The 25,062-nt window shown below is 72.4% G+C and carries 21 protein-coding genes; 13 read left to right on the top strand and 8 right to left on the bottom strand.

The window, feature by feature from the left end; translation table 11 throughout:
- Positions 1–45: 45 nt before the first annotated feature.
- The 3 genes from FLX07_RS21830 to FLX07_RS21820 are packed head-to-tail and all read left to right on the top strand — an operon-like array spanning position 46 to position 2,274.
- Complete coding sequence (locus tag FLX07_RS21830; RefSeq protein ID WP_142572802.1) at positions 46–1,407, top strand: S8 family peptidase; 1,362 nt, start codon at positions 46–48, stop codon at positions 1,405–1,407.
- A 52-nt stretch (positions 1,408–1,459) separates the two neighbouring features.
- Positions 1,460–1,711 (top strand): hypothetical protein, encoded by a 252-nt coding sequence (locus FLX07_RS21825; protein WP_229689857.1) that lies wholly within the window; start codon positions 1,460–1,462, stop codon positions 1,709–1,711.
- Entirely contained in the window at positions 1,708–2,274 is a 567-nt protein-coding gene (locus FLX07_RS21820) for a P-loop nucleotide/nucleoside kinase family protein (RefSeq protein ID WP_142572800.1), read from the top strand. The genes FLX07_RS21825 and FLX07_RS21820 overlap by 4 nt, the downstream gene beginning before the upstream one ends.
- Positions 2,275–2,309: 35 nt before the next feature.
- Here FLX07_RS21820 and FLX07_RS21815 read toward each other — a convergent pair whose 3' ends face one another.
- Complete coding sequence (locus FLX07_RS21815; RefSeq protein ID WP_142572798.1) at positions 2,310–2,879, bottom strand: TetR/AcrR family transcriptional regulator; 570 nt, start codon at positions 2,877–2,879, stop codon at positions 2,310–2,312.
- A gap of 92 nt (positions 2,880–2,971) precedes the next feature.
- Here FLX07_RS21815 and FLX07_RS21810 point away from each other — a divergent pair, with 92 nt between their 5' ends.
- A complete protein-coding gene (locus FLX07_RS21810) occupies positions 2,972–3,925 on the top strand; it encodes a zinc-dependent alcohol dehydrogenase family protein (RefSeq protein ID WP_142572913.1) in 954 nt (317 codons plus the stop codon).
- Between the two features lie 47 nt (positions 3,926–3,972).
- Here the strand turns inward: FLX07_RS21810 and FLX07_RS21805 are convergent, their stop codons facing one another.
- The 3 genes from FLX07_RS21805 to FLX07_RS21795 all read right to left on the bottom strand — a co-directional run bounded on the left by FLX07_RS21805 (position 3,973) and on the right by FLX07_RS21795 (position 6,616).
- On the bottom strand, positions 3,973–4,569 hold the full coding sequence (locus tag FLX07_RS21805) for an HD domain-containing protein (RefSeq protein WP_142572796.1): 597 nt from the start codon (positions 4,567–4,569) through the stop codon (positions 3,973–3,975).
- Positions 4,547–5,344, bottom strand: a complete 798-nt coding sequence (locus tag FLX07_RS21800; protein ID WP_142572794.1) for an ion transporter — start codon at positions 5,342–5,344, stop codon at positions 4,547–4,549. Before FLX07_RS21800 ends, FLX07_RS21805 begins: the two co-directional genes overlap by 23 nt.
- 120 nt (positions 5,345–5,464) lie before the next feature.
- Positions 5,465–6,616 carry an ROK family transcriptional regulator gene (locus FLX07_RS21795; protein ID WP_142572792.1) on the bottom strand — a complete coding sequence of 384 codons (1,152 nt, stop codon included), beginning with the start codon at positions 6,614–6,616 and terminating at the stop codon, positions 5,465–5,467.
- Positions 6,617–6,856: 240 nt separating this feature from the next.
- Here FLX07_RS21795 and edd point away from each other — a divergent pair, with 240 nt between their 5' ends.
- The 3 genes from edd to eda all read left to right on the top strand — a co-directional run bounded on the left by edd (position 6,857) and on the right by eda (position 10,369).
- Complete coding sequence (edd, locus tag FLX07_RS21790; RefSeq protein WP_142572789.1) at positions 6,857–8,686, top strand: phosphogluconate dehydratase; 1,830 nt, start codon at positions 6,857–6,859, stop codon at positions 8,684–8,686.
- Positions 8,683–9,672 (top strand): glucokinase, encoded by a 990-nt coding sequence (locus FLX07_RS21785; RefSeq protein ID WP_142572787.1) that lies wholly within the window; start codon positions 8,683–8,685, stop codon positions 9,670–9,672. Before edd ends, FLX07_RS21785 begins: the two co-directional genes overlap by 4 nt.
- Before the next feature lie 79 nt (positions 9,673–9,751).
- Positions 9,752–10,369, top strand: coding sequence for a bifunctional 4-hydroxy-2-oxoglutarate aldolase/2-dehydro-3-deoxy-phosphogluconate aldolase (gene eda / locus FLX07_RS21780; RefSeq protein ID WP_142572785.1), 618 nt, complete (start codon positions 9,752–9,754; stop codon positions 10,367–10,369).
- A gap of 169 nt (positions 10,370–10,538) precedes the next feature.
- Here the strand turns inward: eda and FLX07_RS21775 are convergent, their stop codons facing one another.
- From FLX07_RS21775 to FLX07_RS21765, 3 genes are read right to left on the bottom strand one after another with little or no spacing between them, the layout of a single operon-like run.
- A complete protein-coding gene (locus tag FLX07_RS21775) occupies positions 10,539–11,561 on the bottom strand; it encodes a LacI family DNA-binding transcriptional regulator (RefSeq protein ID WP_142572783.1) in 1,023 nt (340 codons plus the stop codon).
- A 10-nt stretch (positions 11,562–11,571) separates the two neighbouring features.
- Entirely contained in the window at positions 11,572–13,185 is a 1,614-nt protein-coding gene (locus tag FLX07_RS21770; RefSeq protein ID WP_142572782.1) for a glycoside hydrolase family 13 protein, read from the bottom strand.
- 26 nt (positions 13,186–13,211) lie between these two features.
- Positions 13,212–13,895: an extracellular solute-binding protein gene (locus FLX07_RS21765; protein ID WP_189105035.1), complete on the bottom strand. Its 684-nt coding sequence runs from the start codon at positions 13,893–13,895 to the stop codon at positions 13,212–13,214.
- A 314-nt stretch (positions 13,896–14,209) separates the two neighbouring features.
- Between FLX07_RS21765 and FLX07_RS21760 the strand changes: the two genes are divergently transcribed.
- Positions 14,210–15,484, top strand: coding sequence for an ABC transporter ATP-binding protein (locus tag FLX07_RS21760; protein ID WP_142572780.1), 1,275 nt, complete (start codon positions 14,210–14,212; stop codon positions 15,482–15,484).
- An 18-nt stretch (positions 15,485–15,502) separates the two neighbouring features.
- Here FLX07_RS21760 and FLX07_RS21755 read toward each other — a convergent pair whose 3' ends face one another.
- Positions 15,503–16,147: an ACT domain-containing protein gene (locus tag FLX07_RS21755; protein WP_229689858.1), complete on the bottom strand. Its 645-nt coding sequence runs from the start codon at positions 16,145–16,147 to the stop codon at positions 15,503–15,505.
- Between the two features lie 201 nt (positions 16,148–16,348).
- Between FLX07_RS21755 and pulA the strand changes: the two genes are divergently transcribed.
- The 5 genes from pulA (at position 16,349) to FLX07_RS21730 (ending at position 25,062) form a co-directional block, all read left to right on the top strand.
- Positions 16,349–19,009 carry a pullulanase-type alpha-1,6-glucosidase gene (gene pulA, locus FLX07_RS21750; protein WP_229689859.1) on the top strand — a complete coding sequence of 887 codons (2,661 nt, stop codon included), beginning with the start codon at positions 16,349–16,351 and terminating at the stop codon, positions 19,007–19,009.
- Positions 19,010–19,145: 136 nt separating this feature from the next.
- On the top strand, positions 19,146–20,612 hold the full coding sequence (locus FLX07_RS21745; RefSeq protein WP_142572776.1) for a sensor histidine kinase: 1,467 nt from the start codon (positions 19,146–19,148) through the stop codon (positions 20,610–20,612).
- Between the two features lie 124 nt (positions 20,613–20,736).
- Positions 20,737–22,839 (top strand): N-acetylneuraminate synthase family protein, encoded by a 2,103-nt coding sequence (locus FLX07_RS21740; protein ID WP_229689860.1) that lies wholly within the window; start codon positions 20,737–20,739, stop codon positions 22,837–22,839.
- Positions 22,836–23,801, top strand: coding sequence for a glycosyltransferase family 2 protein (locus FLX07_RS21735; protein ID WP_142572772.1), 966 nt, complete (start codon positions 22,836–22,838; stop codon positions 23,799–23,801). The genes FLX07_RS21740 and FLX07_RS21735 overlap by 4 nt, the downstream gene beginning before the upstream one ends.
- A complete protein-coding gene (locus FLX07_RS21730; RefSeq protein ID WP_229689861.1) occupies positions 23,794–25,062 on the top strand; it encodes an alpha-2,8-polysialyltransferase family protein in 1,269 nt (422 codons plus the stop codon). The genes FLX07_RS21735 and FLX07_RS21730 overlap by 8 nt, the downstream gene beginning before the upstream one ends.

The raw sequence follows: 25,062 nt of genomic DNA, 5'->3' as shown, positions 1-25,062 counted from the left end.
GTATCCACCTAGTCACGATCCGCCTAGTAACGGAGTGGACTCGTCGTGCGCGTACTCATCCAGTTGCGTCCGTCCCCCGACCTGGTCGCCGCCGTCGCCGACCCGTCGGTCTCCTCGATGGCGTCGGACGTCGCCGACAACCTGCCCGGGGTCGTCCTCGACCACTCGTACGCCCCCGTGGCGGTTCCGCGCCCGATGCCGGCCTCCCTCGGCGGGGATCCGCTGTCGCTCAACCAGCCGCTGGTCTTCTCCATGGCGCCCCAGGACGCCTCGGTCGTGGTCCGCGGGGAGATCGCCGACGACGAGGTCACCAGCAGGATCGCACTCCTGCCCGCGGCCCACCGCGACGTGGTCGCGGTGTACGCCGACCCGGCGATCGAGAGCTCGCTCACCTGCGGGGGCGACCCGGCCGTCGGCGACTGGCACGACGTCGAACGGCTGCTGCGCGTGCCCGACCTGACGGCCGAGGGGCTGGACGGCTCCGGCGTCCCCCTCGCGGTCGTCGACACCGGCATCAACGCGGCGTACGTCAAGGCCGCCCGCGGCCACGACGTGACAGTGGACCACGAGCGGAGCTGGAGCCCGCAGAGCGTCTCCGGAACCCCGGGAGACTTCCCCGTCGACCACGGCACGATGTGCGCCTTCGACGCGCTCATCGCCGCGCCCAAGGCGTCGCTGGTCGACGTGCCCGTGCTGCTGTCGCGGCGGCAGGGCGGCTCGACGCTCGACGGCCTGCTGTCCGACGCGATCGCCGCGTACGCCCACCTGCGCGAAGTCATCGACGCCCAGCCCGCCGAGTCGCGGGCGCTCGTGGTGACCAACAGCTGGGGGTCGTTCTCCCCGCGCTGGGACTTCCCGCCCGGACATCCCGGCAACTACTCCGACAACCCGGCCCATCCGTTCAACCTGATCGTCGGCAGCCTGGCCGAGGCGGGGGCGGACATCCTGTTCGCCGCGGGCAACTGCGGGGCGCAGTGCCGCGACAGCAGGTGCGCCTACCCGGACCGGCCCATCGTCGGGGCCAACTCCCATCCCCGCGCGCTGTCGATCGGCGGAATCGACACGTCGGGGACGCGGGTGGGCTACTCCTCCCAGGGCCCCGGACGGCTGGCCGCGCGCAAGCCGGACGTCTGCGCCTACACGCACTTCGCCGGCTCCGGCGCGCTCGGCGACGACGAGCCCGACTCGGGCACCTCGGCGGCCTGCCCCGTCGCGGCCGGGCTGGTCGCCGCCGTCCGCTCCCGCTGGCCCGCCACCGTGCTGGCGCCCGCCCAGCTCAGGACCCTGCTCCGCCGGACGGCCGATGATCGCAGTGCCGTAGGGTATGACCACGACTACGGATACGGCGTGGTGGACGCCGCCGGCATCATCGCCGCGCTGCGCCGCCGCGCCGCGAAAGCGGCCTGAGGCCGTCACGCCGTCCGGTGACAAGACGTCCAGCGGGGGGAGGCGGGGGCCGGTGGCCGAGGTGCTCATCACCGTGCGGCTCGCCCCGCCCGCGACGCTGGAGACCGCGATGCTGCGGCTCGGCCTCACCGAGGACGACGTCGACACCGCGTACGGCCTGGTGCCGGTCGATCCCGGCAAAAACCTGTACGTGCTGCGGGTGACGGAGGACGCCGGACGGCGCGTCGGCGACTCGGACGGCGGAACGGCGGACGGCGGGCCCTACTCCGATCCGCCCATCGAGCCCTACGGACCGCCGCGATGACCGCTCCCGTCTGGGTGGTGTCCGGTCCGCCGGGCGCAGGCAAGTCGACCGTCTGCGACCTGCTGCTGGCCCGCCTCGACCCGGTGCCCGCCCTGCTGGACAAGGACACAATGTACGGCGGCTTCGTCGAGGCCACGCTCGCCGCGCACGGCAGGCCTCCGGGCGAGCGTGAGGGGCCGTGGTACGACGAGCACGTCAAACGGCACGAATACGCCGGCATGACGGCGACCGCCAGGGAGATCCGCTCCCACGGCTGTCCGGTGATGCTCGGCGGGCCCTTCACCTCCCAGGTGCACGACGCGGCGCTCTGGCACGCGTGGGTGGAGGCGCTGGGCGGACCCGAGGTGCGCCTGATCTGGATTCGCTCGGACGGCCCGACGCTGCGTGAGCGGCTCGTCCGCCGGGGCCTGGCCAGGGATGGGCAGAAGCTGGAGATGTTCGCCGCATACCTGCGCGCCATCCGCGTCGACGAGCCGCCCGCCGTGCCGTACGACGAGGTCGACAACCGCCTGGGCGCGCCACCGCTGGAGGTCCAGATCGATCGGCTGACCGCGAGGACCTAGCCGGATCGGGTCTTCACCCGGTCTCGCGCGGCCGGTCAGGCCTGGAACGCCTGGATCATGAGCGCGGCGAAACGCCGGGAGGCCGTGAGCCGGGCGGCGGCCGAGGTGGCGCGGATGCCCCGGTGAGCCATGAGCATGAGGATCAGGTCGTCGAGGACGAAGTCGGCGCGCAGGTGGCCCGTCTTCTTGGCCCGGCGGGCGAGTTCGGCGATCGCGTTCAGCGTCTGCTCACGGCTCGCCGCGAGGTCCACCTCCTTGGGGTGGGCCGACATGAAGGCGTCGGTGAAGCCTCGGTTGCGGGCGTGCAGCTCGCAGATCTTCTCGATGACGAGGCGGAAACCGCGCCACGGATCCGGTTCGGCACGCCCCTCGTCGACGATGGCGTGGCACGCGCGCATCTCGTCCGTGAAGACCTCGGTGACCAGCATCTGCTTGGTCGGGAAACGGCGATACAGGGTGGCGGGGCCGACTCCGGCGCGCCGGGCGATCTCCCGCATCGGGACGTCGAGACCTTCGGCCGCGAACAGCGCGCGAGCCGCGTCGAGGATGCGCTCACGGTTGTCCAGGGCGTCGGAACGCAGGATCTGAGGCGAACGGCCGGTCACGGCTCTCACTTTAGCTAAACGGACGGCGGCGTCCGTTACGGTCCGAAGCCAGTGCAAAGCGATCCAGGAATGTGGAGACGACCTTGAGAGCAGTGGTGATCCAGGCGTTCGGAGGCCCCGAGGGCCTGGCGGTCATCGACCTTCCCACCCCGGCCCCCGCCGCCGGGCAGGTGCTGATCGCCACCGAGGCGATCGGCGTCGGCGGCGCGGACGCCGTGATTCGAAGCGGCGCCCTGGCCGCCTACGGTTTCGAGGAGGGCCACATCCCCGGCAGCGAGGTGGCGGGCACCGTGATCGCCGCGGGCGACGACGTCGACACCTCATGGATCGGCCGGCGGGTGTGGGCGTTCACCGGCGTGGGCGGCGGCTACGTCGAACAGGCGGTCGCACCGGTCGAGGAGATCCTTCCGCTCCCCGTGAACCTGTCCGCCGTCGACGCGGTGACGCTCGGCAGCTCCGGTGTGGTGGCCCACTTCGGCCTCTCCCACGCCCGCTTCGCCGCCGGCGAGTCGGTGCTGGTGCGCGGCGCGGCCGGCAGCATCGGAATCATGACGGTCCAGCTGGCGGCACGTGACGGCGCCGGCGCGGTGGCGGTCACGACGTCGTCGGCCGAGCGGGGCGAGCGCCTGCGCGAGCTCGGCGCGACCCACGTGCTGAACCGCTCCGGCGAGGGGGCCGCGGACGCTCCCGCGGGTTACGACGTCATCATCGACGTCGTCGCCGGCCCGGACCTGCCGTCCTTCTTCGGCAAGCTCAACCCGAACGGCCGCCTGGTGGTCGTCGGCGCGGTCGCGGGCCAGCCGCCGGCGGACTTCGGCACGGCGATGATGGCGGCGTTCCGCAGGTCGCTGACGTTCGCCACCTTCAGCGCCGACACGGTCGCCGGGCCCTCCCGGCGTGCGGTGAGGGCCGAGCAGTTCGCCGCCGCGAGCCGGGGCGAGTTGCGCACGGTGGTGCACGAAGTGCTGCCGCTGGAGCAGGCCGTGCCGGCGCACCGGAAGATGGACGCCGGCGAGGTGTTCGGCAGGATCGTGCTGACGCCGTAGCCCTCGCGGCCCACGGCGGTCGCCGGTCGCCGGTCGCCGGTCGCCGGTCACACGATCTCGTGGCCGTATGCGGCGGCGAGCGGCCGCAGGTCGGGGACGCCGAAGGCCGCGCACATGGACGCGAACGCCTCGGCCTTGTCGTCGCCGTACCGGCGGACGTGGGCCGCGTAGGCGCCGGCGGTGACGAATCTCGGCGGATCGGTCTTGCTGTGGAACTTGTCGGCGTACATCACGAGCTCTTCCTCGGCCGACTCCGCGAGATAGTCGCGGGGCGGCAGCGGCAGGCCCTGCCGCAGCACGTCCTCCCGGCTGATCCCCACACCCGTGTGGTGAGAGCAGAACCGGCACAGGATCTCGGGCAGGCCCTCCGCGCGGAGCAGTTCGTGGCCGAGGATCCCGTGGCGCACGTAGCCCGCGTGGTCGAGCCGTCCGTCCTCGCCGTAGAGCGGGTAGACCCCGATGTCGTGCAGCAGGCTTCCGGCCCGCACCAACTCGGCGTCGACGCCGAGCCCGGCGCGGTCGGCCAGTCGCAGGGCGATCGCGCAGACGATCTGACAGTGCGTGTGCACGAGCTCGAACGCTTCCTCCGTGGGCGCGTGTTTCACGTGCAGGGCACGGATCTCAGCGTCCGTCGGAAGCCGCATGCGCGGAGTTTACCAAGCGACGATCATCACCCAGGCTCTCGCGCAGGCTCCTGATCTCCTCGCGCAGGGCCGACAGCTCGGCGAGCGTCGAGCGGTCGTCCCTGGCCTCCTCCTCCATCGCGCTCACCACGACCGCAATGAAGAGGTTCAGGACGACGAAGGTGCAGATCAGCACGAACACGACAAAGTAGATCCACGACGAGGGATGACTCTCCATCAACTGCCGGTTGATCTCCGACCAGCCGTCGCCCGTCATGACCTGGAACAACGTGTAGAGCGACGTGGGAAGGTCGCCGAAGTAGTCGGGCGCCGCGGCGCCGTACAGCTTGGTGCCCATGACGGCGGCGACGTACAGGACGAGGCCGAGCAGGACGACGATCGAGGTCATCCCGGGGATCGCGGTGAGCAGCGCGGAGACCACCCGCCGCAGCGACGGCACCACCGAGATCAGCCGCAGCGCCCGCAGGACGCGCAGAGCCCGCAGCACCGACAGGCCGCCCGCCGTGGGGAGGAACGAGAAGCCGATGATCAGCAGGTCGAAGACGTTCCAGGCGTCGCGGAGGAACCGCCACCCGTAGACGTAGATCTTGGCCAGGATCTCCGCCACGAAGACGTACAGGGCGACATGGTCGGCGACGTGCAGTTCCGTGCCGTACCGGGCGACCGCCTCGGCGGAGGTCTCGACGCCCAGCGTGGCCGCGTTGAAGAGGATCCCCACGGTGATCGACTGCTGGAACCGCCGCGACTCGAGCAGGCGACGGACACGTTCACGCACGAAGGACTCCTGGGGGACATGGAAGATCGGCACAGAGCCTAGTGCCACCGCGATCCCGGACGGCTGCGGCAGGTCGACCTGGCGGCCGTCCGCCCGTGACCGCGTCGTACGAGGCGCTTGTCAGCGGGCGGCGGCGTCGACGGCCCGGGCCGACAGGACGTGGTCGAGGACCATGAGTGCGCACCCGGTGATGCCCGCGCCGGGCCCGAGGCGGCTGCGCTCGATCCGCAGGCTGCGGGTCGCGAGCTGGGTGGAGCGCCGGTAGACGACCTCGCGCACGCCCGACACCAGCGGCTGGAACATCTCGGCGACGTCGCCGCCGAGGACCACGACGGCGGGGTTGAGCAGGTTGACCGCGCCGGAGATGACCTCGCCCAGCCAGCGACCGGCCTGGCGCACCACGGCCATGGTCTCCGCGTCGCCGGCCCGGACCAGGGCGGTCACGTCGGCGAGCGACGTCACGTCACGGCCCTTGGCCCGCAGGTCGCGCAGGATCGCGGTGCCGCTGGCGACCGAGTCGACGCAGTCGAGGTTGCCGCAGCGGCACAGCACGCCCCCGCCGTCCCGCACGGGGATGTGCCCCATCTCCCCGGCCGCGCCGAGCGCGCCGCGCAGGATGCCGCCGCCGGAGATCACTCCCGCACCGATCCGGGTGGAGACCTTCACGAACAGCAGGTCGTCGAGTTCGGCGGCGTAGACGACCCGGTGCTCGCCCATCGCGATGACGTTCACGTCGTTGTCCACGAGCACCGGCACGCGGAACCGCTCGGCGATGATCGGCGGGATCACCACGCCGGTCCAGCTGGCCATCACGCGGGCGCTCTCGACCCGTCCGGCGGCGAACTCCACCGTCGCCGGCACGCCCAGCCCGATGCCGACGACGTCGTCGCGCCCGTCGAGCAGCTTCTCCCAGGTGTCCATGAGCAGGGGCAGGACCACGTCCGGCCCCTCCTCGACGTCGATGTCCAGGTCGGTGCGCTGCAGCACCTCGCCCGCGAGGTCGCACAGCGCGATCTGGGTGCGGCGGGCGCCGAGCGAGGCCACCGGGACGACTCCCCCGGAGGCGGCGAAGCGCAGCCGCATGGGCGGGCGGCCTCCGGTGGACGGCCCGTCGGCGTCCTCCAGGATCAGCCCGCGCTGGAGGAGATCGGCGACGCGATGCGCGACGGCGGGGCGGGACAGGCCCGTCACACGACCGATGTCGGCACGCGTCACCGCCTCCCCGCTCCGGATGAGCTGGAGGACCTCACCGGTGGTGGCTAGACGTGACATCGAGCGTAAGTGAAGCACAGAAGCTCACCTAAGTTCAATGACTTATTCATTTTGAGTTACATAAGTGAGCTTGAAAAGTCGCATAACTTCCGGATACTGTCCCATCCGTGCCCGATCGACACCTGGTGCCCGATCCACTGAAGGGGACCGGACGTCACGCCGGGCACACGTCCCGAGGCGACAGCCCCGGGACGCGTTGGACCCCGCCTCACGGCGGCCCCGGCAGGAGGAGGACCTTCCGTGACGAACCCCGTTATCACCGAGGTCACTGATCGCGTGGTCGCGCGGAGCCGCGAAAGCCGCGGAGCCTACCTGAAGCGGGTGCGCCGCGCCGGGGCCGAACTGCGTGAGCGGGGGCCGGCCCGGGGGCGGCTCGGCTGCGCCAACCTCGCCCACGGCTTCGCCGCCGCGCCGGCCGAGGACAAGCTCGATCTGCGCGGTACGGCGAAGCCGGGCGTGGCCATCGTGACGTCGTACAACGACATGCTGTCGGCGCACCAGCCGTACGAGACCTACCCGCCGGAGCTGAAGCGGGCGGTCCGGGAGGCCGGCGGCGTGGCGCAGGTGGCGGGCGGCGTGCCCGCGATGTGCGACGGCGTCACCCAGGGCCGGGCGGGCATGGAGCTGTCGCTCTACAGCCGCGACGTGATCGCGATGGCGACCGCGATCGCGCTGTCGCACGACATGTTCGACGCGACCCTGCTGCTCGGGGTCTGCGACAAGATCGTCCCGGGACTGCTCATCGGCGCCCTGCACTTCGGGCACTTACCGGCGATATTCGTCCCCGCCGGGCCGATGACCTCGGGCCTGCCCAACAAGGTCAAGGCCAGGGCGCGGCAGTCCTTCGCCGAAGGCAAGATCGGCCGCCTGGAGATGCTCGACGCCGAGGCGGCGTCCTACCACTCCCCCGGCACCTGCACGTTCTACGGCACCGCCAACTCCAACCAGCTCCTCATGGAGGTCATGGGCCTCCACCTGCCGGGGGCGACGTTCGTCAACCCGCACACCGAGCTGCGGCACGCGCTGACCGGGGCGGCGGCCCGGCGGGCGGTCGAGATCACCCCGCACGGCGCGGAGTACACGCCCGTCGCCGAGATCGTGGACGAGAAGGCGATCGTCAACGCGGTCGTCGCGCTGCTCGCCTCCGGCGGCTCCACCAACCACACCATGCACCTGGTGGCCATGGCGGCGGCCGCCGGCATCGAGCTGACCTGGGACGACATGGCGGCCCTGTCCAAGGTCGTGCCGCTGATCACCCGCATGTACCCCAACGGCCAGGCGGACGTGAACCACTTCCAGGCCGCAGGCGGCATGCCGGTGTTCATCGGCGACCTGCTGGACGCCGGGCTGCTCCACGAGGACGTGCTCACGGTCGCCGGGCGCGGCCTCGCCCTCTACCGATCGGCACCGGCGCTCAAGGAGGGCGCGCTGGTGTGGCAGGAGCGGACAGAGCCCAGCGCCGACACCGAGGTCCTGCGGCCGGTCGCCGAGCCGTTCTCCCCCGACGGGGGCATCCACATGCTGTCGGGCAACCTGGGCCGGGCCGTGAGCAAGGTCTCCGCCGTCAAGCCCGCGCACCTGGTGATCGAGGCCCCCGCCAAGGTGTTCGACGACCAGCTCGACCTGCTCACCGCGTTCGAGCGGGGCGAGCTCGACGGGCAGGACTTCGTCGCGGTCGTCCGCTACCAGGGCCCCCAGGCCAACGGCATGCCGGAGCTGCACAAGCTCACCCCACCGCTGGCCGTCCTGCTCGACCGCGGCCAGCAGGTGGCCATCGTCACCGACGGCCGCATGTCCGGCGCCTCGGGGAAGGTCCCCGCGGCGATCCACCTGTCCCCCGAGGCCGCCGACGGCGGGCCGATCGCGCTGGTGCGCGACGGCGACGTGATCCGCCTCGACTCGGCCGCCGGGACGCTCACCGTGCTGGCCGACCTCACCGGCCGTACGCCGGGGGGCGCCCCGCTGACCGACGAGCAGTGGGCCGGCACCGGCCGCGAGCTGTTCGCCTCCTTCCGCCGCACGGTCGGCCCGGCCGAGCGCGGGGCGAGCGTCTTCGGAGGTGCCGCGTGAGCCTTCCCTGGCTGGTCGCGGACATCGGCGGAACCAACGCCAGGTTCGGTTTGGTGACCCGACCCGGAGGGCAGCCGGAGGCGGTAGCCGTACTCGACGTTTCCCAGCATCTCGGCCTTGCCGATGCCGTAGCCGCCTATCTCGCAGACCATGCGGGCGGAGTTCGGCCGGGGGCCGCGTGCCTGGCGATCGCCGGTCCGGTCGAAGACGACCGGTACCGGCTGACGAACGCGGGGTGGTCGGGGTCGGTGAAGGAACTCGGCATCCCGCGAACGGTGCTGCTCAACGACTTCGAGGCGCTGGCGATCTCGCTGCCGCATCTGGCGGGGGACGATCTCGTGCCGCTCGGCGGGCCGCCGCCGGCCGCCGGCCTGACGAAGGCCGTGCTCGGACCCGGCACGGGTCTCGGAGTGGCCGGTCTCGTGCCCGTACGGGAGGGCTGGCAGCCGGTGCCCGGCGAGGGCGGGCACGTGGCGGTTCCCGTCGTCACGGACCTGGAGATGGAGATCGTCCGGGCGCTGCACGCCGACGGCATGCCGTACGTGGACGCCGAGCACCTGCTGTCGGGCACGGGGCTGCCGCGCCTGCACCGCGGGCTCGCGCTCGTGCGGGGCGTCACGGCCGAGGCCCGCACGACGAGCGGGCTGACGGCGGCCCAGATGACGGCGGCACAGATCACCTCCTCGGACGACCCGCTGTGCGTGGAGACCGTGGAGGTCTTCCTCGCCCTGCTCGGCGGTTTCGCCGGCGGCGTGGCGCTCACCCTCGGCGCGCGGGGCGGAGTGTACCTGGGTGGCGGCGTGCTTCCCCGCCTGATCTCGCGGATCCCCGGCAGCGCGTTCCGGGCCCGCTTCGAGACGACCGCGCCGGCGCTGACGGAGTACGCCGCCGGGATCGCCACCGTTCTGATCACCGCCGAGCAGCCCGCGCTGACGGGCGCGGCCGCCTGGCTCGCCCAGCGAAACCCCGATGTGGAGCTGGCGTGACATCCGCCCATGCCTGCCCTGCCCGCAGGGTACCTATTCCTCCCCCGGCCAAAGGCGGGGATCTCTTCGGAGGTAACTGATGAGCAACCTTCTCGACCTCGCGCCGGTCATCCCGGTGGTCGTCCTCGACGACGCCGAAAGCGCCGTCCCCCTCGCCCGGGCCCTGGTGGCGGGCGGGCTGCCGGTCATCGAGGTCACGCTGCGCACTCCGGTCGCCCTCGACGCGATCCGGCGGATCGCCGCCGAGGTGCCGGAGGCCGTGGTCGGCGCGGGCACCGTGCGCTCGCCCGGCGACGTGGAGGCCGCCACCGAGGCGGGCGCCCGTTTCCTCGTCTCCCCCGGCACCACGCCGGGCCTGCTCGCGGCCATGATCGCCGGGGGTGTGCCGTTCCTGCCGGGCGTCGCCACGGCCACCGAGGCCATGACGCTGGCCGAGCGCGGGGTGCGCGAGCTCAAGTTCTTCCCGGCCGAGCCGGCCGGCGGCGTCGCGTACCTGAAGTCGCTGAGCGGCCCGCTGCCCGACGTGCGGTTCTGCCCCACGGGCGGGATCACCCCGTCGACCGCGCCGGCCTACCTCGCCCTGCCCAACGTCGGCAGCGTCGGCGGAAGCTGGCTCACGCCGCGCAGCCTGGTGACGGCGGGCGACTTCGCCAGGATCGAGAAACTCGCGGCCGAGGCCGCCGCGCTGCGTCCATAGGCGCTCCCCTCGCGCCGCGCCCGTAGGCGCGCCCTGAGTTCTCCCAGCTCGCCGGTCCGTCCTTCCTCCCTCGGCGGAGCCGGTGGCCATGCTCGTGCCCGCGACCCGGGAACGTCCATGGGTGCCGGGCCCGCGACCGCTCACCCGCGGTGGCGGGCCCGGCGTCGTCTCAGCGGTTGACCAGCGGGCCCGAGCCGGTGGAGCCGCGCACCACGAGCTCGGGCCGGTAGACCAGCTCGACGTGCTTGGCGGGAGTGCCGCCGATCTCCTCGAGCAGGGTCTCGACGGCGGCGGCCGCCATCGCGCCGATCGGCTTGCGCACGGTCGTCAGCGGCGGGTCGGTGAACGCCATCAGCGGCGAGTCGTCGAACCCCACGACCGACACGTCCCCGGGCACCGACAGCCCGCGCTCGCGGGCGGCGCGGATCGCGCCGAGCGCCATGATGTCGCTCGCGCAGAAGATCCCGGTGCAGCCGCGGTCGAGCAGTGCCGCGGCGGCGGCCTGCCCGCCCTCGACGGAGAACAGCGAGTGCTGGATGAGGTCGTCGACGTCGGCCGGGCCGAGCAGCTGCGCCATCGCCTGACGGAAGCCCTCGATCTTGCGGATTACCGGGACGAAGCGCCGCTGCCCCAGCGCGAGGCCGATGCGCTCGTGCCCGAGGTCCACCAGGTGCCGCACGGCCAGGCGGGCGGCGAGCCGGTCGTCGGGCGAGATGAACGGCACCGGGACGGCCTCGTTGTAGCCGTCGACCAGCACGATCGGCAGCCCCCGGTCGGTGAGCCGGGTGTAACGGTCCATCCGCGCGGTGGTGTCGGCGTGCAGACCGGAGACGAAGACGATGCCGGACACTCCCCGGTCGAGGAGCATCTCGGTGAACTCGTCCTCGGGGGCGCCGCCGGGCTCCTGCGTGCACAGGATCGGCGTGTAGCCGTGCTGGACCAGCGACTTCTCCATCGCCTGCGCGAACGCCGGGAAGATCGGATTGCCGAGCTCCGGGATCACCAGGCCGATCAGGCCGTTGCTGCGCCGGCGCAGCCGCTGGGGCCGCTCGTAGCCCATCAGGTCGAGGGCGGTCAGCACCGCCTGGCGGGTGGCCGGGGAGACCCCCGCCTTGCCGTTGAGCACACGGCTCACCGTCGCCTCGCTGACTCCGGCCTGGGCGGCGATGTCGGCGAGCCGTGTGTTGTTCATGAGCGTCACTTTAGACATCTCTCGCGGACCACCAGGTGGCGGAATCGGGAGCGAGGCGGACGACGTCGCCGGCGGTTTCCGGTCCTCCGCTGGCCAGCAGCAGGTCGCCCGGCATCTCCATCTCCACCCACTCGGGCGTCATGTTGAGCACGCAGACGAACGCGTCGCCGCGGCGGAACGCGAGCGTCCCGGCCGGGCTGCCGGTCCAGGTCAGGGTGCCGTCGCCCAGCTCCGGGCGCTCCCGCCTCAGGGTGAGGGCGGTCCGGTAGAGGCTGAGCATCGACGCGCCGTCCCGCAGCTGGGCCTCCACCGACAGGTCGCGCCAGTCGGCCGGCATCGGCAGCCAGCTCTCGTAGATTCCCGGCGGGGCGAAGCCGTACGGCGGCTCGCCCGCGACGGTCCACGGGAGCGGCACCCGGCAGCCGTCGCGCCCGCTGTCGGGGTCGCGCAGCCGCTGCGGGTCCTGCAGGTACCGCTCGGGCAGGTCGAGCACCTCGGGCAGCCCCAGCTCCTCGCCCTGGTAGACGTAGGCCGAACCGGGCAGCGCCAGCATGAGCAGCGCCGCCGCCCGCGCCCTGCGCAGGCCCCGCTCGCCGCCGCCGTAGCGGGTGACGTGCCGCTTGACGTCGTGGTTGGACAGCACCCAGGTCGGGGGCGCGCCCACCAGCGCCGACGTGCGCACCGACTCGTCGATGACCTCCCGGAAGCGCGCCGCGTCCCAGGGCGTCTTGAGGAAGTGGAAGTTGAACGCCTGGTGCAGCTCGTCGGGGCGGACGTAGTTGGCCAGCCGCTCGGGCGAGGGCGCCCACGCCTCGGCCACCCCGATCCGCTCGCCCTCGTAGGAGTCGAGGATGCGGCGCCACGTCCGGTGGATCTCGTGCACGCCGTCCTGGTCGAAGAACGGCACGACCTGCGCGCCGATCATCTCGGCCTGGCCCGAGGCCCCGACGTCGGGCAGGCCCGGCGCCTTGACCATGCCGTGCGCCACGTCGATCCGGAAGCCGTCCACGCCGAGGTCGAGCCAGAACCGCAGCACGTCGGCGAACTCCTCGTGCACCTCCGGGTGCTCCCAATTGAGGTCCGGCTGCTCGCTCGCGAACAGGTGCAGGTACCACTGGCCGTCCTCGACCCGGGTCCAGGCGGGCCCGCCGAAGATCGACTCCCAGTCGTTGGGCGGCAGCTCGCCCGCCGCGCCCTTGCCCTCCCGGAAGACGTAGCGCTCCCGCGCGGGGCCGTCCGGCCCGGCCCGCAGCGCCGCCTCGAACCAGGGGTGGCGGTCGGAGGTGTGGTTGGGCACCACGTCCACGATGACCCGCAGGCCCAGCCGGTGGGCGTCCGCGATCAGCGCCTGGGCGTCCGCCAGCGAGCCGAAGAGCGGATCGACGTCGCGGTAGTCGGCCACGTCGTATCCGAAGTCGGCCATCGGCGAGGGGTAGAACGGCGTCAGCCAGATCGCGTCCACGCCCAGGTCGGCCAGGTACCGCAGGCGGCTGCGCACGCCGAGCAGGTCGCCGATCCCGTCGCCGTTGCCGTCCGCGAAGCTGCGGACGTACACCTGGTAGATCACCGCGTCGCGCCACCACCTGGTCGTGACCGCGGACGGCTGGACGGCGAGTTCGGTCATTGGGATCCCCCGATTCTCATATGAGGTCACGCCTTCGTCGCGCCGGCCGTCAGACCGGTGACGAGGTGGCGCCGGACGAGCAGGAAGACGGCGGCCGCCGGGATGGCGATCAGCACCGACGAGGCCGTGAGCAGGCCCCACTCCGCCTTGTGCCGGCCGACGAACCGGCTCAGGCCGACCTCGAGCGTGTACGTGTCGTCGCCCGTCATGAACGCCGTCTCGGCGTTCGTGTAGCTGTCCTGCAGCGCCGGCTTGACGGCGGCGCCCGACGTGATCAGATCCTCGACGATCTTCACCCCCGCCAGTGCCTGCGGAGACGAAATCGTGATCTTCTTGTTCCGGACGTCGACGAAGTCGCCGCCCTCGCCACAGATGAACGGAAGCAGGAAGTAGGCGTCCACGTTCAGGGCGAGGCCGCCCGCTCCGGTCTTCGACCTGACGTCGAGCGCCGCCTTCTTGAGGTCGGCCATCGTCGCCGGAGGCTCGTCGTAGCCCGCTTTCTTCAGTAGTTCCTTGTTGTACAGGAGCCCGAAGGTGTGCGTCACCTGCGGCACGCCGTATGACCTGCCGTTGTACGTGCCGCCGAACGGCGCGAGACAGCCGAGCCAGGCGAACGGCACGTTGACATCGCCGACCTTGATCCTCGGGTGTTCGGCCGCGAAGTCCGCGAGCGCCGCGGCCACCGCCGCGGACGTGAGGAGTCGCCTCATCAGCGTCGCACTCCTTGCTCAGGGGGGATTTGAGCGGAACGTAACAGGGGTGCGAACGGGATGAAAGGCCTTTCAGAAACTTTCCGTAATTTCGTTACATTTGACGCCCCAGAAAGGGGCGTGGGGAGGTCATGGCGCGACCCTGACAGCCGCCTTTAGCAAGGGGAAAGTTCCCAGTAACGAGAAGTTGCACGTAGATGCCGGATCTTTCACGACACGTATGGACACGAGTGCCTACGACGCGATGTACTACCTCATCATTCACACCGAAGGCTGGGGATCCGGGCGTGCCTGCCCGGGAGGAACGAGCGCGCATGAGCACCGTCGTCCTCGACAACGTGACGAAGATTTACCCGGGGGGGTACCTCGCGGTTGACCGTATGAACCTGCGCGCGGAAGAGGGTGAACTCCTCGTCCTGCTCGGGCCGTCGGGCTGCGGGAAGTCCACACTGCTACGCATGATCGCGGGCCTGGAGGAGATCACCTCCGGCGACCTGTGGCTGGGCGGGCAGCTCGCCAACAACCTCGCGCCCCGGGACCGGGACGTCGCGATGGTCTTCCAGAACGGCGCCCTGTATCCCCACCGGACGGTACGCGGCAACCTGTCGTTCCCGCTGGAGATCGCCAAGGCGGACCCCACGATGGTCAAGCAGCGGGTCGTCGAGCTGTCGCGCGCGCTGCACATCGACGAGACGCTCGACCGGCGGCCGGGCACGCTGTCCGGCGGCCAGCGTCAGCGCGTCGCGATGGGCCGCGCGATCGTGCGCCAGCCCTCCCTGTTCCTGATGGACGAGCCGCTGTCCAACCTGGACGCCGGCATGCGCACCGAACTGCGCATGGAGATCTCGTCGCTGGTGCGCGCCCTCGGCGTCACCACCATCTACGTGACGCACGACCAGGTCGAGGCCCTCACCCTGGCCGACCGCATCGCCATCATGAACCGGGGCGTGCTGCAGGACATCGGCACCCCGGCGCAGGTCTACAACGACCCCGCGACCGCGTTCACCGCCGCGTTCCTGAACTCCCAGCAGCTCAACCTGCTCGCGGCGACCGTGCGCACCCCGCAGAACCAGTTCATCATGCTGGACTTCGGCCCTCATCAGATCACCATGCCCTGGACCGATCCACGGGCGTACGCGGTGTCGCAGCACACCGGCACGCAGATCATCGTGGGGATCCGGCCCGACGGGCTTGTGCCGGTGCCGGAGCGGACGGAGGGCCCGACGTTCTTCGGCCGGGTCAGGACGCTGGAGTATCACGGTCACGAGTGGCTCGCCTACCTGGAGGCCGGGATCCCGGCCGTCAACGTGCCCGAACCGCCGGACCGCCGCCAGCTGAACGGCACCGGAGGCGGCGGCAAGGCGCGGTCGATGATGCGCCGCCTGCTGAACGGCTCGGCCCCCGCGGAGGAGGAGGAGCCGCAGCCGGCCCTCGCGCAGTCGGGCACGCACCGCCGCGCGGACCTGATCGTCAGGCTCGGCAACCGGCCCGTATGGCGCGCGGGCGACGCCGGCCGGGTCGCCGTCGACGTCTCCCGGCTCATGCTGTTCACCATGGACGGCACCCGCATCGACCCGCCGCGCCGGTAGGCCGGTCCGGCAGGACGGTCACGCGGTACGGCTGACGCCACCGGCCAGCACGGAGACGATCCCCACCAGGCGGACGATCTTGTCCAGCTCCGCCCGGTGGAACGCCGGCCCCTGGGAACGCGCCACCACCAGGTGGACGCCGTCCATCGGCACGCTCGTCAGGTGCAGCCCGCCCTCCTCGAACGCCGAGGCGCGCAGCGGGGTGAGGTCGGCCGCGGGCACGCTCTCGGGGGCCTGCCAGCTTCCGTGGACGATCGTGCCGTCGGCCGAGTCGACCGCCACCGCCCACTCGGCGCTGACCAGGTCGGGCACCGCGTCGACGAGGGTGACGTACGCCCGGTCGGGGTCGGCGGCGACGTGCCGGAGCAGGTCGTAGTCGGGGGTCGATCCGGGCGCCTCCCGCGTCGGCCACACGGCCTCCACCCGCGTGCCGGGCACCACGCCGATGCGCTCGCGCAGCTCGCCGGGCTCGAAGACGCCCGACCAGGAGACGGTGAAGTCGTCGACCGCACGGCCCGCCTGCCGCTCCAGCACGGTGACCTGCAGGATGTCCGCGCCCATCACCCCGAAAGCGCGCGCCACCTGGCCGAGCACCCCGGGCCGGTCGGGGAGCGAGACCCGCAGCCGCAGCAGCATCCCCACCACCTCCTTCTCGTGCGACACCAACAGTGTCGGACACACGTTTCGCGCCCGTTACGGCGGTGGGTCGCGAAATGGCGGCAACCTTTCTGGAAGTTGCGGCAAAGCCTTGCACGAGCCGGCGAGGCCGGCGGCCGCACCGGCGTGCCCCGAGGGCACCCCGCTCACCGTACAAGGCCGTCAGATCCCGGCGTGACCGGCCACGATGTGTGGAAACTGTCAGGTGTGGACGGAAACCTGCCGCCGCAGCCCGCGGCCACCGGAGCGGACGCCGGCCTGTCCAGGGCCACGGCCCAGTGGATCGACCGCGACACCGTCGCCTGGAAGGGCGCGGTCACCGCGGCGAACCAGTACGCGCTGGCCTATTCGCCCCGGGGTGACATCGGCTACGACAGGGGCGACCTGACCGGGGACGTCCGTCTCATCCGCCTGACGCCTGCCCCCGACGGGCCCGGACGGCTCAGCGACGCCCAGAAGGCCGCCTGGCCGCACCTCGCGTCTCCCGGCGGGGCGTACGGCGCGCTGACGGTGGACCCGCGCGACGCCGGCCTCGTCCGCGACGCGCTGCGCGGCCAGGTCGTGGCGATCGAGCGCGGGCCGTCGGGCGCGCTGCTGACCGCCACGGGCGTGCAGATCCCCGGCGTGCTCGACGACCTGTACTCCGGGGCCGCGACGGTCCCGCTCGGCCCCACCGGCGGCGGCGGACTCGCGGTGTGGGCGCCGACCGCGCGGCAGGTCGAGCTGGCCCTCTACGACGGCCCGTCCACCGATCGCAGGACGGTCCACCGGATGCGCAGGGACGACGCGACGGGCGTGTGGTCGGCCGACGGCCCGGAGTCGTGGCGGGGCAGGCACTACACCTACCTCGTCACCGTCTACGCTCCGGCCGCCGGGAAGATCGTGACCAACGAGGTGACCGACCCCTACAGCCTGTCGGTCTCGGCGGGCTCGGGGCGCAGCCAGATCGTCGACCTGGACGACGCGTCGCTGCGGCCCCAAGGGTGGACGGCGCTGAAGAAGCCCCCGGCGGTGCGCCAGGACCAGGCGACGATCTACGAACTGCACGTGCGCGACTTCTCGGCCTCCGACGCCACCGTGCCGGCCGCCGAGCGCGGCACGTACAAGGCGTTCACCCAGACCGGCAGCGCCGGGATGACCGAGCTGCGGAGGCTGGCTGAGGACGGGCTGACCCACGTCCACCTGCTGCCGGTCTTCGACTTCGCCACCGTGCCCGACCGGAAGGCCGATCGCACCGAGCCCCGCTGCGACCTGGCCGCGCTGCCGCCGGACTCCGACCGGCAGCAGGCGTGCATCGCGGAGACCGCCGCGAAGGACTCGTTCAACTGGGGCTACGATCCCCTGCACCACACCGTGCCCGAGGGCTCGTACGCGACCGACCCGGACCGGAGGATCAAGGAGTTCCGCGAGATGGTCGCGGGGCTGAACGGCGCGGGCCTGCGGGTGGTCATGGACGTCGTCTACAACCACACCCACGCCGCCGGGCAGGAGCCCACCAGCGTGCTCGACCGCGTCGTCCCCGGCTACTACCACCGGCTCATGGACGACGGCACGGTGGCCGCCTCCACCTGCTGCGCGAACACCGCCCCGGAGCACGCGATGATGGGCCGGCTCGTCGTCGACTCGATCGTCACGTGGGCGAGGGAGTACAAGGTCGACGGGTTCCGGTTCGACCTGATGGGCCACCACCCGAAGGCGAACATCCTGGCCGTGCGCGAGGCCCTCGACGCGCTCACGCCCGGGAAGGACGGCGTGGACGGCAAGTCGATCATTCTGTACGGCGAGGGCTGGAACTTCGGCGAGGTGGCCGACGGCGCCCGGTTCGAGCAGGCCACCCAGGCCAACATGGCGGGCACCGGGATCGGCACCTTCAGCGACCGGCTGCGCGACGCGGTGCGCGGCGGCACGCCGTTCGACGCGGACCCGGGCGTCCGGGGCTTCGGCTCCGGCCTGGGCGACGAGCCCGGCGACCGGCTCGCGCACCACGAGGACCTGGTGAAGCTCGGACTGGCGGGCAACCTGCGCGACTTCACCTTCACGGGGTCGTCCGGCACGCCCGTGAAGGGGTCGGAGGTCGGCTACAACGGCGGCCCCGCCGGGTACGCCGCCGCGCCCGGCGACACGGTGACCTACGTGGACGCCCACGACAACGAGACGCTGTTCGACGCGCTCGCCTTCAAGCTGCCGAAGGACACCCCGATGGCCGACCGGGTCAGGATGCAGTCGCTGTCGCTGGCGACGGTCCTGCTCGGGCAGGGCACCGCGTTCGTCCACGCCGGCAGCGAGCGGCTGCGGTCCAAGTCGCTCGACCGCAACTCCTACGACTCGGGCGACTGGTTCAACCGCCTGCTGTGGGACTGCCGCCCCGAAGGGCCCGAATCAGCACAGGGGAACGGTTTCGGCGGCGGCCTGCCGCCCGCGAAGGACAACGAGGCCCGCTGGCCGTACGCGCGGCCCCTGCTGGCCGACCCCGCGCTGCGGCCCGGCTGCGCGGCGATCGGAGCGGCCCGGGCGAGGTTCGGCGAGCTCCTGCGCATCCGCCGCTCCTCCCCCGCCTTCTCGCTGGGCTCCGCCGCGGAGATCGGCAGGCGGGTCTCCTTCCCGCCGTCCGGCGCCCCCGGCGTGATCGTCATGCGCATCGACGCCACCGGCGTCGATCCCGAGAACCAGGCGATCTACGTGGTGTTCAACGCCACCGGGAAGACCGCCGCACCTGCCGTTCCCGCGCTGAAGGGCGCCCGTGTCGCGCTCCACCCCGTGCAGGCGGCGTCGGACGACCCGGTGGTCCGGCAGGCGTCGGCGGATCCGGCGACCGGCACACTGGCCGTGCCCGCCCGCACGGTCGCGGTGTTCACTCAAACACCATGAGGACGCCGCAGGGGTAGGCCGCCGGGCCACGAGACCCCGCGTCCGGTTGCACGCATTACCAGGATTTGGGGAAATTTGGGGCGAGCTTTTCGATGGTGCGAGTTTCCCTAAGGATGACCATAAGTAGCCTCGGGTAATGCTCCTCCCCTGGTGCTCCCCTTCACTGCGGGCCCGGCTGGCGCTCCTCGCCACCGGGACGGCGGCGATCCTGCTGATCCCGCTCGCGCTCGTGGTGCACGTGCTCATATGCGACATGGTCGCGGACCGCATCTGGGACCGGAGCCTGGACACCGCCACCCACATCGCCGAGCAGATTCGCGACGGGCACCTGCGCAACCCCATATCGACCGGCGGGAACGACATCAACCTGATCGAGGTGGCGGGACCGGACGGCCGCATCATCGCCGAGAGCACGGCGGCCAAGAGCGTGCCCCGCCTGAGCCCGTTACGCCCTGCCCCCGACCGCGAGGTCACCCAGACGACGGTCTGCTCGCCCTCCGGGCGCGACTGCCTCTACGTCACGGTGCTGCGGCTCTCCCCGGAGTCCGGCTCCTACTCCGTCTACGCGGGCCGGGCGGCCCCGGCGATCTTCGGCATGTCCGTCACCCTGCCGGCGCTGCTCCTGGCCGCCCTGCTGCTCGCCGCGCTCGCGGGCTGGACGGCCTACAACGTGACGGGCCGCGCGCTGCGGCCGGTGGAGGCGATCCGGTCGGAACTCGCCGAGATCACCGAGAGGAACCCCGGCGGCCGGGTGCCCGAGCCGCCCGGCGACGACGAGTTCTCCCGGCTGGCTCAGGCGGCCAACGACGCGCTGTCCCGGCTGGACACCTCGATCCAGCGGCAGCGGCAGTTCGCCGCCGACGCCTCGCACGAACTACTCACCCCCATCGCCGGGATCCGGGCCCAGTTGGAGAGCGCGCGGCTACATCCCGAGGACACCTGCGAGGCGCTCTGCGCCGCGCTGCGCGACACCGAGCGCCTGGAGGCGATCGTCGCCGACCTGCTCCTGCTCGCGCGGGTCCTCACGGTTCCCGAGGCCGCCAGGGAGGAGGTCGACCTGTCCCACCTGGTCGTCGACGAGGTGGAGCGGCGGTCGGCGCAGCTGCCGACCCACCTCCACAGCACCCCGGGGGTGACGGTCAGGGCCACGCGCCGCCACCTCGCCCGAGTGGTGGCGAACCTGCTCGACAACGCCGAGCGGCACGCGCTGTCGGTGGTCTGCGTGCGGGTCGAGCGCACCGAGGACGCGGCCGTCCTGTACGTGCGCAACGACGGCAGTCCGATCCCCGAGGTGGACCGCGAGCGGATCTTCGAGCGGTTCTACCGTACCGACGCGGCGCGCAGCCGCGACCGGGGCGGCACGGGCCTCGGCCTGGCCATCGCCCGCGAGGTGGTGGAGGCCCACGGCGGCTCCATCCGGGTCGAGGACGTCAAGGACGGCGACCCCGGGGTGCGGTTCGTGATCTCGCTGCCGCTGGCCCCGGGCGCCGTGGGCGCTCCCACCCCCAACGGCGACCACCCGTCGGGCGACCACCCGTCGGGCGACCACCCGTGCGGCGACCGCCCCTCCGGCGACCGCCCGTCCGGCGACACCCAAAGTTAAGGACCGCGCCCCGGGTCGTTCAGCCCAGTAACCCCCAACGGGAGAACCTGCTGGCTAGTTTTCGGGACACCCCGGCCCCCATGGGTCACACGGGTTCCCGATGTCGCAGGTAGAGGAGTCACTCGTGCGAGTGCTGGCCGTCGTCCCCGCCCGTGGAGGGTCGGTGGGAGTCCCGCTGAAGAACCTCGAGAAGGTGGGCGGCGTCCCGCTCGTCGCCCGGGCGGTGGACGCCTGTCTGCGTGCCGAACTGGTGGACGAGGTGGTCGTCAGCACTGACGACGACCGCATCGCCGAGGTGGCCGAGGCCGCGGGCGCCCGGATCGTGCGCCGGCCCGCCGAGCTCAGCGGATCGACCGCCTCCAGCGAGTCGGCCGTGCTGCACGCCCTGTCCGAGCTCCCCTCGGAGATCTCCTCCGAGCTCCCCTCCGGGATCTCCGGCGAGGCGCCCGAGATCGTCGTGCTCGTCCAGTGCACCAGCGCGTTCCTCGACCCCCGCGACCTCGACGCCGCCGTCGCGAAGGTGCTGGACGGCGAGGCCGACTCGGTCTTCTCCGGCACCGAGACCTACGAGTTCGTGTGGACCGGCGCCGGCCACGGGGTGAACCACGACCCGGCCGTGCGCCCGCGCCGCCAGGACCGCGAGCCCCACTACCGCGAGACCGGCGCGTTCTACGTCATGCGTACGGAGGGCCTGCGTGAGCGCGGCCACCGCTTCTTCGGCAGGGTCGCGGTCCAGCCGGTGCCCGCCCGGCACGCGGTCGAGATCGACACCCCCGAGGACCTGGAGATCGCCCGGGCGCTCGCGCCGTTCGTGGACGAGCCGCTGCCGATCGACGTGGACGCCGTCGTCACCGACTTCGACGGCGTGCACACCGACGACCGCGCCTTCGTCGACTCCGACGGCCGGGAAATGGTCGCGGTCAGCCGCTCCGACGGGATGGGAATCGCGCTGCTGCGCCGGGCCGGGGTCAAGGTGCTCGTGCTGTCGACCGAGCGCAACCCGGTCGTCGCCGCCCGCGCCGCCAAGCTCGGCGTGCCGGTGGTGCAGGGCCTCGGCGCCAAGGACGTCGCGCTGCGCGAGTGGCTGGCCGCCGAGGGCCTGGCTCCCGAGCGGGTGGCGTACGTGGGCAACGACGTCAACGACCTGTCCTGCATGGCGATCGCCGGCTGGCCGGTCGCGGTGCCCGACGCCCACCCCCGGGTGCGCGCCGCCGCCCGCGTCGTGCTGTCGGCCCCCGGAGGCGCCGGAGCCGTGCGCGAGCTGTCCGACCGAGTGCTCGCGGCCCGCCCGGCCACCGCGCTGGAGACCGTCCCCGCCCCCGCCCCCGTCGCCGCGCCCCGCCACCTCGGGCAGCCGCGGCCGGTGCGGATCGGCCGGTCGCTGGTCGGTCCCGGGCAGCCCGTGTACGTGATCGGCGAGATCGGCATCAACCACAACGGCGACGTCGACATCGCCCGCAAGCTGATCGACGTGGCCGCCGACGCCGGTTGCCAGGCCGTCAAGTTCCAGAAGCGCACCCCGGAGATCTGCGTGCCGCTGGAGCAGCGCGACCAGATCCGGCAGACGCCGTGGGGCCAGATGACCTACATGGAGTACAAGATCCGGACCGAGTTCGGCGCGGACGAGTACGCCCACATCGCCAAGTACTGCGAGGAGCGCGGCATCGACTGGTTCGCCTCGCCCTGGGACGTGCCGTCGGTGGAGTTCCTGGAGGACATGGACGTCGTCGCGCACAAGGTGGCCTCGGCCTCGGTGACCGACCACGAGTTGCTGCGCGCGCTGGCCGCCACCCGCAAGCCGGTCATCCTGTCCACCGGCATGTCGACGATCGAGGAGATCGACGCGGCGGTGGAGATCCTCGGCACCGAGCGCCTGGTGATGATGCACGCCACCTCGACCTACCCGCTCCCGCCGGAGGAGGCCAACCTCCGCATGATCACCACGCTCGGGCAGCGGTACGGCGTGCCGGTCGGCTACTCGGGGCACGAGCGCGGGCTGCAGATCTCGCTCGCCGCCGTGACACTGGGCGCGGTGACCGTCGAGCGGCACATCACCCTCGACCGGGCGATGTGGGGTTCCGACCACGCCGCCTCGCTGGAGCCCACCGGCCTGGAGCACCTGGTCCGCGACATCCGCATCATCGAGACCGCACTCGGTGACGGCGTCAAGCGCGTCTACCCGGGCGAGGAGGCCCCCCGGGCCCGCCTGCGCCGGGCCACCGCGTGATCACTCTGTCCGTGGTCGTGCCGGTCCGGGACGGCGAGGCGTACCTCGGGGACGCGCTCACGTCGCTGGCGCGCAACCGGACGCGCGAGTTCGAGACCGAGGTCGTCGTCGTGGACGACGGCTCGGCGGACGCGACGCCGGAGGTCGTGGAGGACTTCCGGCGCGACCTGCCGGGGCTCACGGTCGTCCGCAACCCGGTGCCGCTGGGACTGGCCGGCGCCCGCAACACCGGGCTGAAGCTGGCCGCCGGCCGGTACGTCACCTTCCTCGACGCCGACGACTGGCTCGCGCCCGGCTACCTGCCCCGCCTCGTCGCCGCCATCGACGGGCTCGGATGCGACTTCGTGCGCGTGGACCACGTCCAGGTCGAGGGCCGCAGACGGGAGACGCACCGGGCGCCGCAGCCGCGCCGCGGCGTCGTGCTGGACCCGCGCGACGGCATCCTGCCGGCCGGCTTCAAGACGATGGTCGACTACCCCTACGCCTGGGCGGGGATCTACCGGCGCGAGCTGGACGACCTGCTGACCTTCCCCGCCGGGCTGCACACCGCCGAGGACCGCCCGTGGATCTGGCGGCTGCACCGCCTGGCCCGGTCCTACGCCGTGGTCTCCCTCGCCGGGGTGTTCTACCGGCGGGGGCTCGCGGCCTCGCTCACCCGGATCGGCGACGAGCGGCAGCTCCACTTCTTCGACGCCTACGACATCGTGCTGGACGAGGCCGAGCCGCGCTACCTGCCCAAGGCGGCCCGCAACCTGTGCGCGCTGCTCGCCCACCACGTGGAGCTGGCCGGCCGGTTCGCCCCGGCCGTACGCGCCCGGTTCGACGAGCGGGCGCGGGCGGCGCTCGCCCGGCTGCCCCACGAGGCGCTGACCGAGGCGATCGGCGGGCTGGAGCCCGAGCGGGCCGCTCTGCTCGACCCTTATCTACCGGGCTCCCACCTGGCGGGAGGGCCGCGTGCCTGACTCGACGCTGTTCTACGCCTCCACGCTGTTCGGCGCGATGACGCTCGCGGCGGCGATCGACGAGGGGCGGTTCCGCGACGGCGGCCGGGTCCTCCTGGTGTCGAACAACGCGGCGATCCCGGAGGTCACCCCGGCGCTGGACGAGGCGCCGGGGTTCGCCGCGCTGCGCGACCGGTTCGACCGCGTCCTGTCCTGGAACGAGATCATCGCGCCGCTGCACCCGTCGGACTGGAAACCCCGCTCGATCGAGACGCCCATGCTCGGCCGTCTGCTGCGCGACCTGATCGGCGAGCCGGACGAGCTGGTCCTGGAGTCGATCGCGGTGTCCCCGTCGCGCACGCTCGCCGGCCTGGTCAAGGACTGCCCGATCACCGTCTACTCCGACGGCCTCATGAGCTACGGACCGACCCGGGATCCGCTCCCCCAGGAGATCGCCGGGCGGATCGCCCGGCTGCTCCACCTCGACCTCGTCCCGGGCCTGGCGCCCCTGCTCCTGGCCGAGCACGGGGTGCCGGCCGAGGCCCTGGCGGACACGTCGTTCGCGAGCGTGGTGGGCCGGGTCGCGCAGGCGGCCGCGCCGGCGCCCCGCGCCGAGGCGGTCGTCCTCGGCCAGTACCTGTCCGCGCTCGGCCTGGTCACCGCCGCCGAGGAGGCCGCGCTGCACGAGCGCATGCTGCGCGGCGTCGCGGCGCGCGGCCACCGGACCGTGCTGTTCAAGCCGCACCCCGCCGCCGGGCGGCGGCACGCCCGCGAGCTGCGGCCGGTCGCCGCGGAGCTCGGGGTCGACCTCCTCGTGGCCCCCGAGACGACGCCCGCCGAGGCGTGCTTCGCCGGGCACCGCCCCGAGCTGGTCGCCGGGTGCTTCTCCACCGCGCTGGTGACCGCGCGGCGGCTGTTCGGCCTGCCGGTCACGACCACCGGCGCCGATCTCGTGCTCGAACGGCTCACGCCGTACGAGAACAGCAACCGGATCCCGGCGACGATCGTGGACGCCACGTTGCCCCGGCTGGAGGCCGACGGCACGGTCACCGAGCCGCCCGCCGCCGACCTCAGCGCCCTGGTCGCCGCCGTGGGCTACTGCATGCGGAGCACGGCCCACCCCGGCCTGCGCGAGACCGCGGCGGCGTACGTGGGCGCGCACGGACCGGCGCGCTACTTCAAGAAGCGCAGGCTGGAGTCGCTCGGCCTGATCGATCCTCCGCCTCCGCCTGCCCCGCCCGAGCAGCCGGCCTCACGCCTGCGCCGCCTGCTCAACCGCTGA

This window comes from Microbispora bryophytorum, assembly GCF_006874465.1.
Classification (GTDB): Bacteria; Actinomycetota; Actinomycetes; order Streptosporangiales; family Streptosporangiaceae; genus Microbispora; species Microbispora bryophytorum.
This window is presented reverse-complemented; position numbering and strand designations above follow the sequence as displayed.